Below are 8,339 nucleotides of genomic sequence, written 5' to 3'. Positions count from 1 at the left end.
CGGTGGTGTCGAACGTGACCGGTGCTGTCGCGGACGGCGGGGAACTGTGCACGCCTGACTACTGGGTGCGTCATGTCCGTGAGGCCGTCCGTTTCAGTGACGGCATCCGCGCCCTGGAGACGGAGGGCGTCACCGTCTTCGCCGAACTGGGACCCGACGGCGTCCTCAGCGCACTCGGCGCCGGCAGCCTGGCCAAGCCCGAACGCGCGACGCTGATCCCGGCCCTGCGCAAGGGCCGCGGCGAGGCGACCGCGATCGCCGCCCTGCTCGGACAGCTCCACGTGCACGGCGCCGGCCCGGACTGGGCGGCCTACTACGGCCCCCGCCCGTCCCGTCCCGTCGACCTCCCGACCTACCCCTTCCAGCGGCGCACCTACTGGCTGCACGAGCAGAGCACCGGCGACGTCGGCGCCGCCGGCCTCATCGACCCCGAACACCCGCTGCTGGGCGCCGCCCTGAGCGCCCCCGCCACCGGCGGAGTGCTGCTCACCGGCCGGCTGTCCACGGACACCCATCCCTGGCTGGGCGAGCACACCGTGTTCGGCCAGGTGCTGCTCCCCGGAACCGCCCTCGTGGAGATGGCCGTACGGGCCGGGGACGAGACCGGCTCCGGCCGCGTCGAGGAACTGACCCTGGAAGCACCGCTGGTGCTGCCGGAGCGCGGCGGAATCGTGGTGCAGGTGGCGGTCGACGCCCCGGACGCCTCCGGCCGCCGACCGGTCGCCGTCTACTCCAGCCCGGCCACCGAAGAGGTCACCGACGCGGTCTGGATCCGTCACGCGAGCGGCTTCCTGGCGCCCGCCGGCCCCAGGCCCTCGTACGACTTCGCCCAGTGGCCGCCCCAGCAGGCGCAGCCCGTCGACCTCGACGGCTTCTACGAGCGGCTGGCCGACGGCGACCTCGTCTACGGGCCGGTCTTCCAGGGCCTGCGCGCCGCCTGGCGCCACGGTGAGGACCTCTACGCCGAGATCGAACTCTCCGAGAAGGCCCGGGCGGACGCCGACCGGTTCGGCCTCCACCCGGCCCTCCTGGACGCGGCCCTGCACACCATCGGCCTGCGCGGCACCGCGGCCGGCGGCACCGCCGTCCCCTTCGCCTGGGCCGGCGTGGAGCTGTACGCCTCGGGCGCGGACCGGCTGCGCATCCGCGTGAGCCCGCAGGGCGGCGACCGCGTGTCGCTGGCCATCGCCGATCATGCGGGGCAGCCGGTGGCCTCGGTCGGCGCGCTGACCCTGCGGGAGATCTCCGCCGACCAGCTCGCCGCCCAGTCCGGTGCCCAGGGACTGCGGGACTCCCTCTTCCATCTCACCCTGGAGCCCTGCGAGCTGCCCGCGGCACCGCGCCCGGCCCGCGTGGCCGCCTTCGACGCGGAGCCCACCGCGGACGGCACCCCCGACGCGCTGCTGCTGCGCGCGGGGGACGGCGCGGACGCCGAGGCCGTCCGTGCCGCCACCCACCACATCCTCGGTGCGCTCCAGTCGTGGGCCGCGGACGAGGAGCTCCGGGCGGCCACCCTGGTGGTCCACACCCGGGGGGCGGTGGCCGCGTCCGGCGAGGCCCCCGCGAACCTGGCGGGCGCCGCCGTATGGGGTCTGGTCCGGTCCGCGCAGTCCGAGCACCCCGGGCGGATCCGACTGGTGGACACCGACGAAACCGCCGACGTGGCCGCGCTGCTGCCGTCCGTCCTGGCGTCGGACGAGTCGCAGATCGTCCTGCGCGGCTCCGAGGCCCTGGTTCCCCGGCTGAGCCGTCCCACCCCGGCCGCCGAGGCCGCAGCGGAAAGCGCCGCCGCCGGCGGCACCGTCCTGATCACCGGCGCGACGGGCGCCCTGGGCGCGCTGATCGCCCGCCACCTCGTCGACCGGCACGGCGTGCGGGACCTGGTCCTGCTCAGCCGCCAGGGCAGCGGAGCCCCCGGCGCTGCCGCCCTGCTGGAGGAGCTGACCGACGCCGGCGCGAACGCGTCCCTCCTCGCCTGCGACACCGCCGACCGGGCCGCACTGGCGGCGGTCCTGGACGGGATTCCGGCCGACCGGCCGCTCAGCGCGGTCATCCACGCGGCGGGCGTCCTCGACGACGGGGTGCTCGCCTCGCTGACCCCCGAGCGCCTGGACCGCGTACTGCGTCCGAAGGCCGACGCCGCCCTCAACCTGCACGAACTGACCCGGGACCTGGACCTGTCCGCCTTCGTGCTGTTCTCCTCGGCCGCGGGCGTCCTGGGCGCACCGGGCCAGGCCAACTACGCGGCCGCCAACGCCTTCCTCGACGCCCTGGCCACCCGGCGCGCCGCCGCGGGGCTCCCCGGCGTCTCCCTGGCCTGGGGCCAGTGGGAGCAGGCCGGAGGCATGCAGGACGGTCGTACGGGGGCCGACGCCGGCGCCGGCGCCCGCCGCGGCCGCGGCGGTGTCCTGTCCCTCGGCAACGAGGAGGGCCTGGCCCTGTTCGACGCCCTGTGGACGGGCCCCCTTCCGGTGGCCGTCCCCGTCCGCCTGGACCTGCCCGCCCTGCGGGCGCAGGGCGAGGCGGTCCCCGACGTACTGCGCGGGCTGGTCCCGGCCGTCCGCCGGGAGAGCGTGGGCAAGGACTCCGGAATCGACGTGCTGCGCCGCAGGCTCAGCGGGCTCGACGAGGACGAACGCCGCCGCACCCTGGACGAGGTCGTCCGGGCCCAGGCGGCCGCCGTACTGGGCCACGGTTCGGGCGAGGCGATCGAACCCGACCGGACCTTCCAGGACCTCGGCTTCGACTCGCTGACCGCCGTCGAACTGCGCAACGGCCTCGGGGCGGCCACCGGCATCGAGCTTCCCGCGACGCTGGTGTTCGACCACCCGACCCCCGACACCCTCGCCAAGTTCCTGTACGAGAAGATCCTGGGCAGCCTGGAGGCCCCGGCCCCGGCCGTCCCCGTCCGCCCGGCCGGCGGCGGTGCCGACGACCCCATCGTGATCGTCGGCATGAGCTGCCGCTACCCCGGCGGTGTCGAATCCCCCGAAGACCTGTGGCGGCTGGTCGCCGACGGCGTCGACGGCATCTCGCCGTTCCCCGAGAACCGCGGCTGGCAGACCGTGGGCCTGGTCGACCGGGCGTCGGGCGCCGACTGCGCCCTGGAGGGCGGATTCCTCGCGGGCGCACCGGACTTCGACGCCGGCTTCTTCGGGCTCTCCCCGAACGAGGCGGTCCTCATCGACCCGCAACAGCGCCTCATGCTCGAAGCCTCATGGGAGGCGCTGGAGCGCTCCGGTCTCGATCCCGTCGCGCTCAAGGGCAGCCGTACGGGCGTCTTCGCCGGCGCGTTCCAGAACGACTACGGATCGGGCGTGTTCGACGCGGCCGACCAGGACGACGACGACCCCGCGCGCGAGCACGCCTCCGTGGGCATCGCCCAGGGCAGCGTGGTCTCCGGCCGCGTGTCCTACGCTCTCGGCCTCGAAGGCCCCGCCGTCACCGTCGACACGGCCTGCTCCTCCTCGCTCGTCGCCCTGCACCTGGCCGCCCAGGCCCTGCGCCAGGGCGAATGCGATCTGGCGCTGGCCGGCGGCGTGACGGTGATGGCGACGCCCGAGCCGTTCGTCGAGTTCAGCCGGCAGGGCGGTCTCGCCCGGGACGGCCGCTGCAAGGCCTTCTCCGACGACGCCGACGGCACCACCTGGTCCGAGGGTGTGGGCGTGGTCGTCGTCGAGCGGCTCTCCGACGCCGTCCGCGCGGGCCACGAGGTACTCGCCGTACTGCGCTCCAGCACCGTCAACCAGGACGGCGCGAGCAACGGCCTCACCGCCCCCAACGGCCCCTCCCAGCAACGGCTCATCCAGCGCGCGCTGGCCCTCGCCGGCCTGGAGACCGCCGACGTCGACGCCGTCGAGGCGCACGGCACCGGCACCACCCTCGGGGACCCGATCGAGGCCCAGGCACTGCTGGCCACCTACGGACAGGGCCGCCCGGACGACCGTCCGCTGTGGCTCGGCTCGGTCAAGTCCAACATCGGGCACTCGCAGGCCGCGGCCGGTGTTGCCGGCGTCATCAAGATGGTCATGGCGATGCGCCACGGGCAGCTGCCGCGCACCCTCCACGTCGGCGAGCCCTCGAAGCACGTGGACTGGTCCACGGGCAACGTCCGGCTGCTGACGCAGACGCGGGACTGGCCCGCCGGGGCCCGGCCGCGCCGCGCCGCCGTGTCCGCCTTCGGTCTCAGCGGCACCAACGCGCACGTGATCCTGGAGCAGCCGGGAACGGACGTCGCCGCCCCCGAGGTCCCGGAGCCGGCCGAGGTCATCTCCCGCGACACCGCGTCCCTGCCCTGGCTGATCTCCGCCCGCACCAAGGGCGGACTGCGCACCCAGGCCCGGCGGGTCCTGTCCCACGTGACCGGGCACCCGGACCTGTCCGCGCTCGACATCGGCCGGTCCCTCGCCACCTTCCGCACCCCCTTCGAGCACCGTGCTCTCGTACTCGGCGCGGACCGCGACGAACTCGCCGAGGGACTGCGGGCCCTGGCCGCTGACGCGCCCGCCCCGGGTGTGCTGCGCGGCGCCGCCCGCACCACCGGCCGCACCGCGTTCCTGTTCACCGGCCAGGGCGCCCAGCGCCCCGGTATGGGACGCGGGCTCTACGAGGCCTTCGGGACCTTCGCCACCGTCCTCGACGCCGTCTGCGCCAAGCTCGACGAGCACCTGGACCGGCCGCTCAAGGAGGTGATGTTCGCCGAGGAGGGCAGCACGGCCGCCAGCCTGCTGGAGCGGACCTCCTTCACCCAGGCGGCGCTGTTCGCCGTGGAAGTGGCCCAGTTCCGCCTGCTCCAGTCCTGGGGCCTGCGGCCGGACTTCCTGCTCGGGCACTCGGTCGGCGAACTCGCCGCCGCGCACGTCGCCGGCGTCCTGTCCCTCACCGACGCCTGCGAGCTGGTCGCCGCCCGCGGCGCCCTGATGCAGGAACTCCCCGCCGGCGGCGCGATGGTCGCCGTCACCGCCTCGGAGCAAGAGGTCGCCCCCCTGATCGCGGAACACGCGGGCGAGGTGTCCGTCGCCGCCGTCAACGGGCCGCGCTCCGTGGTGGTCTCGGGCTCCGAGGACGCGGTCCTGGAGATCGCCGCCCGGCTGGAGAGGGACGGTCACCGCACCCGCCGGCTCGCCGTGCGACGCGCCTTCCACTCGCCGCTGATGGATCCGATGCTGGAGGAGTTCCGCGAGGTGGCAGAAGGCCTGACCTTCGCCGCACCGGCCATCCCGGTCATCTCCAACGTGACCGGCCTCCCGGCCACCGCCGAGGAACTGGCCTCGCCCGACCACTGGGTACGCCACGCCCGCGATGCCGTGCGCTTCCACGACGGCCTGCGCCATGCGGAGGCCGCCGGCGTCACCCGGTTCGTCGAGCTCGGACCGGCCGGGGTACTGACCGGCATGGCGCGCATCGCCCTCGGGGACGCCGCCGACACCATGGCGCTGGAGCCTCTCCTGCGCCGCGACCGGCCCGAGGCCGAGAGCCTGGTGGCCGCCGTGGCCGCGCTCGGCGCGCACGGCGTGGCCGTCGACTGGGAGAAGGTGTACGCGGGGCGCGGCGCCCGCAAGGTCCAGCTGCCCCCGTACGCCTTCGACCACAAGCGGTACTGGCTCGAAGTGCCGCCGCGGCCCACCGGTGACGTGTCCGGGGCGGGTCTGGAGACCGACGGGCACCCCCTGCTCGGCGCCTCCCTGGAACTGGCCGACTCCGACGGGGCGGTGTCCACCGGACGGCTCTCGCTCGCGGCCCAGCCCTGGCTGGCCGAGCACACCGTCGGCGGCGTCGTGCTCTTCCCCGGCGCAGGCTTCGTCGAGCTGGCGATCCGGGCGGGCGACCGCTTCGGGTACGGCCTGCTCAAGGAACTCGTCATGGAGGCGCCCCTGGTCGTCCCCGCGGAAGGCTCGGTACGCGTCCAGGTCACCGTGGGCGAGCCGGGCAGCGGCGGACTGCGGCCCGTGAGCATCCACGCGCGGCCCACGGAAGCGGCCCGCGGCGTGGGCTGGACCCGGCACGCCCGCGGCGTGCTCGCACCCGGCGGGGCACCGGCCGGCTTCGACCTCGCCGCCTGGCCGCCCGCCGGCGCCGAACCCGTGGACCTCGAAGGGTTCTACGAGCGGCTCGCGGCCGACGGCCTCGGGTACGGTCCGGCCTTCCGGGGCCTGCGGTCCGCGTGGCGCCTCGGCGACGAGGTCCACGCCGAGATCACCCTCGACGACTCCGCCCGCGGCGCCGCCCGGCGCTTCGGGGTCCACCCAGCCCTGCTCGACGCCGCCCTGCACACCATCGGGCTGCGCGCGGACGACCGGGGGGCGGGGCTCCCGTTCGTCTGGACCGACGTGGAGCTCTACGCGGCCGGCGCCCAGACCGTACGGGTCCGGCTGCGGCCCGGTCCGGACGGCGTGGCCCTCGACGTCGCGGACGTGACCGGCTCGCCGGTGCTCTCCGTACGCAGCCTCGCGCTGCGGGAGATCCCCGTCGAGCAGCTCGCCGCCGCGCAGGCGGCGGCCGCCCTGCCGGCCGACGCGATGCTCGCCGTGAACTGGGCCCCCCTGGCTCCGGACACGGCACCCGAAGGCCCCTGGGCGGTGGTGGGCCCCGACACGGCGGGCCTCGTCGCCGCCGTCGGGGCGGCGGGCCGCACCGCGACGGCCCACCCGGACCTGGCCGCCCTGCTCGCGGCCGCGGAGCCGGCGCCCCGGATCGCCGTGCTCGACACGGTGTCCCCGGACGCCGGACTCCCCGGCGACGCCGGCGCGGTGGCCGCGGCCACCCACCGGGTCCTGGCCGCCCTCCAGCTGTGGCTGGCCGACGCGCGCAGCGCCGACGCCACCCTGGTCGTCCTGACCCGCAGGGCCGTCGTCACCGCCGACGGGGACGTACGCGACCTCGCGGGCGCGGCGGTCGCCGGGCTGGTGCGCGGCGCGCAGTCGGAACACCCCGGCCGCTTCGTCCTCGTCGACCTCGACGAGGAGGAGGCGTCCCTGCGGGCCCTGCCCCAGGCGGTGGGCACCCGCGGCGAACCGCAGCTGGTGGTCCGTTCCGGCACGGCCTACGGCATGCGCCTGGGCCGCCCGACGGCGGGCGGGCAGACGCCGAGCAGCACGTTCGGCGCCGAGGGCACCGTCCTGGTCACCGGAGCCACCGGTGTGCTGGGTGCTCTGGTCGCCCGGCACCTGGTCGCCGAGGAAGGCGTACGCCACCTGCTGCTGGTCAGCCGCAGCGGCTCGGCTGCGCCCGGTGCGGACGAACTGGCCGCCGAACTGACCGGGCTGGGCGCACGGGTCACCGTGGCCGCCTGCGACACGGCTGACCGGGAGGCCCTCGCCGCCCTGCTCGCCTCCGTACCGGGGGAACACCCGCTGACCGGCGTCGTGCACGCGGCCGGCGTGCTGGACGACGGGATCCTGACCTCCCTCACCCCGGCCCAGCTCGACACGGTGCTGCGGCCCAAGGTGGACTCGGCACTGAACCTGGACGCGCTGACCCGGGACCTCCCGCTCACGGCGTTCGTCCTGTTCTCCTCCGCGGCGGGCCCGCTCGGCTCGCCCGGCCAGGCCAACTACGCGGCGGCCAACGCCTTCCTGGACGGGCTCGCCGCGCACCGCAGGGACCAGGGCCTGCCGGCGCAGTCGCTGGCCTTCGGACTGTGGGAGCAGCCGACCGGCCTGACCCGGGAGATGAGCGACTCCTACCGGGCGCGGATCGCCCGCGCCGGTATGAGCACGCTGTCCACGCAAGAGGGCCTGGCGCTGTTCTCCGCGGCCTCCCGCCGCACCGAACCGCTCCTGCTGCTGACCAAGCTCGGCCTCGACGGAGCGGGTCCGGGCACGGCGCAGGAGGTGCCGCACTTCCTGAGCGAGCTCGTGGCGCCGGTCCGCCGCAGCGCGGCCTCCGCAGCGGTGCGCCAGGCGGACCCGGACGGCCTGCGTCGCCGGCTGGCCGGCCGGACGGCGGGCGAGCGGCAGCGGATCGTGCTGGAGCTGGTGACGGAGCAGGCGGCGCGGCTGCTCGGGCACGACGATCCGGAGGCCGTGCTGCCGGACCGGGAGTTCCTGGACACGGGCTTCGACTCGCTGACCGCGATGGAACTGCGCTCGGCCTTGAACACGGAGACCGGGGTGTGGCTGGAGTCGGGCGCCGTCTTCGACCACAGCACCCCCGATCTGCTGGCCCGGCACATCCTGCGCGGCCTGCCCGAGGAGGACGCCGCCCGGGACTGAGTCCCGGTGGCGGACGACGTACGAAGGCCCGGGGCCCGGGGGGGGTGGGGGGGGGGGGGGGGGGGGGGGGGGGGGGGGGGGTGGGGGGGGGGGGGGAAAGAAGACAATCAAAGGGTGTACACGAGC

Annotated in this window: 1 protein-coding gene; it reads left to right on the top strand. The window is 75.8% G+C overall.

The window, feature by feature from the left end; genetic code table 11:
- Positions 1 to 14: 14 nt before the first annotated feature.
- Positions 15 to 8,213: a type I polyketide synthase gene (locus ACZ573_RS38175; protein ID WP_471313496.1), complete on the top strand. Its 8,199-nt coding sequence runs from the start codon at positions 15 to 17 to the stop codon at positions 8,211 to 8,213.
- The last annotated feature ends 126 nt before the right edge of the window (positions 8,214 to 8,339 follow it).

Source organism: Streptomyces sp. NPDC040545, assembly GCF_055595065.1.
The sequence above is the reverse complement of the archived record's forward strand: the minus strand, read 5'-3'. Positions and strand labels throughout refer to the sequence as shown.